Origin of the sequence: Selenomonas sp. WCT3 (assembly GCA_900100835.1) — a bacterium.
Lineage (GTDB): Bacteria > Bacillota > Negativicutes > Selenomonadales > Selenomonadaceae > Selenomonas_A > Selenomonas_A ruminantium_E.
This window is the reverse complement of sequence record FNCM01000029.1, coordinates 1-1,921: the sequence shown is the minus strand read 5'-3', so window position 1 is coordinate 1,921 and position 1,921 is coordinate 1. Positions and strand designations below refer to the sequence as shown.

Here is a 1,921-nt window from a genome sequence, read left to right as displayed (position 1 = left end):
GCTTAATTAAGGATAAAAATTCCGTTTAGGAAACCATCTCCCGCGTAGTGTTGGCACTGCCCCTAGCGGCGGCGAAGAGCTGCTTCGAATAAGGCTCCACTAACCGATAAACTGCAATTTTGCGATATTCTTATTTTATCCAAGTGATTGTTTTCACGAACAAAAATAATGAAGAAAGATAGAATGCGGTGGAAATTTACATTTAAACAGGATATAATAATAAATTTACAGAAAAATGTAAATCTATACTTGCATTTGTATGATATCATGCTATGATAGTACCCATAGGCGTTAAAGTGATTTTTTTCACTTTCGCGACAATGGTGAAAATTTGAGGGAAATCTGATAATTCTGGGAGGGCTTTATCATGGCAGACAAAAAACCTCGTATCGTGATTGTTGGTGCAGGCTTTGGTGGTGTAAAACTGGCGAAGCTGTTTGCAAAAGATGATGTGGATGTCATCTTAGTAGATCGCCATAACTTCCATCTATTTCAGCCGCTGCTGTATCAGGTATCGACGGCAGTCCTTTCCACGGATGAGATTGCATACCCAATCCGCACTTTTTTCCGCAAAAACAAAAATGTGGAATTTTTTATGGCAAAAGCGCAGGGCGTTGATCAGGATCGCAAAGTATTGCTGACAAATCATGGGGAAATTGCCTATGATTATCTTATCTTGGCCGCTGGTGCTACGACTAATTTCTTTGGTATGGATAATGTCGAAAAGAATTCCTTTGGCATGAAGACTTTGCAGGAAGCTATTCATATCCGCAATCATGTACTTCATATGTTCGAACGTGCCAATAAACATGTAGATAATGAAGAAGAGCGCCGCCGCATGCTGAGCTTTGTCGTTGTCGGCGGTGGCCCGACGGGCATCGAGGAGGCAGGCGCCATCTCGGAACTTATCGGCATCCAGAAAAAAGAATACCATCATTTGGATTTCAACGAAGTAAGTGTCAGCTTGATTGAGGCTACAGATAACGTACTGCCAATGATGGCCCCGAACCTTCGCGACCACACGGTCAAAGTACTGGAACGCAAAGGGGTCAATGTCATGCTCAACACCCAGGTGGTAGATTATGACGGCAATACGCTGAAGTTAAAAGACGGTCGTGAGATTCCCACGCGGACGGTTATTTGGGCAGCTGGTGTAAAAGCGGTACCCTTTATCGCTAACTGCGGTGGCGAGGTCGATCGTGCCGGCCGCGTGATTGTCAATGAAAAACTGCAGGTCAATGGCAGCGAAACGGTATTTGCCATTGGCGATTGTGCGAATTTCCAACATGGGACGGAACGTCCACTGCCGACGGTGGCTCCGGTAGCTACTCAGCAGGCCCAGGTGGCTCATGATAATATTATGAAACTCATTCATGGTCAGCAAGATCTTGCAACGTTCCAGTATAAGGATCTTGGTGCAATGGCGACTATTGGCCGCGGTGAGGCAGTCGTTAACAAGACCAGTATGAACCCGCAGCTTACTGGCTTTATCGCTTGGTGTGCTTGGATGTTCGTGCATCTCATTCGTCTGGCAGGTGCCCATACGAACTTGACGGTAGCAATCAAGTGGATGTGGAATCTGCTTTCCGGTACGCGATTGGGCCGTATCATCACCAACATCCAGCTGTAATTAGGAAGATAGTAGGGAGAATTCTGTGATGGAATCTCCCTTTTTCTATATTGAAAAAAGAATTTGCAGGTTTTTTGAAAAAAACACAGAAAAGGTGTTGACATTTCTTTCAAAGGCGTGTATCATAGTACAAGTCGCTGAGAGATACGGCGGAAACAAAAACGACACCAAGCCTTGACTGGCAAGTGGTCGTGGCTGTTTTCACCAAAATGCTTCAAAAAAGAATTTAAAAAAGTTCTTGACAGAAACAAATCGATGCGATACAATAAATGAGTCGCTGAAATGAGCGAC

1 protein-coding gene is annotated in these 1,921 nt (G+C 44.4%); it reads left to right on the top strand.

The annotated features are described in order from the left end of the window. Positions 1 to 367 precede the first annotated feature (367 nt). Positions 368 to 1,630, top strand: a complete 1,263-nt coding sequence (locus BLQ36_RS13120) for an NAD(P)/FAD-dependent oxidoreductase (protein WP_074516003.1) — start codon at positions 368 to 370, stop codon at positions 1,628 to 1,630. Positions 1,631 to 1,921: the final 291 nt, after the last annotated feature.

Excerpts from the sequence above, each read along its gene's own strand:
- BLQ36_RS13120 (WP_074516003.1), top strand. The coding sequence starts at position 368 with ATGGCAGACAAAAAACCTCGTATCGTGATTGTTGGTGCAGGCTTTGGT.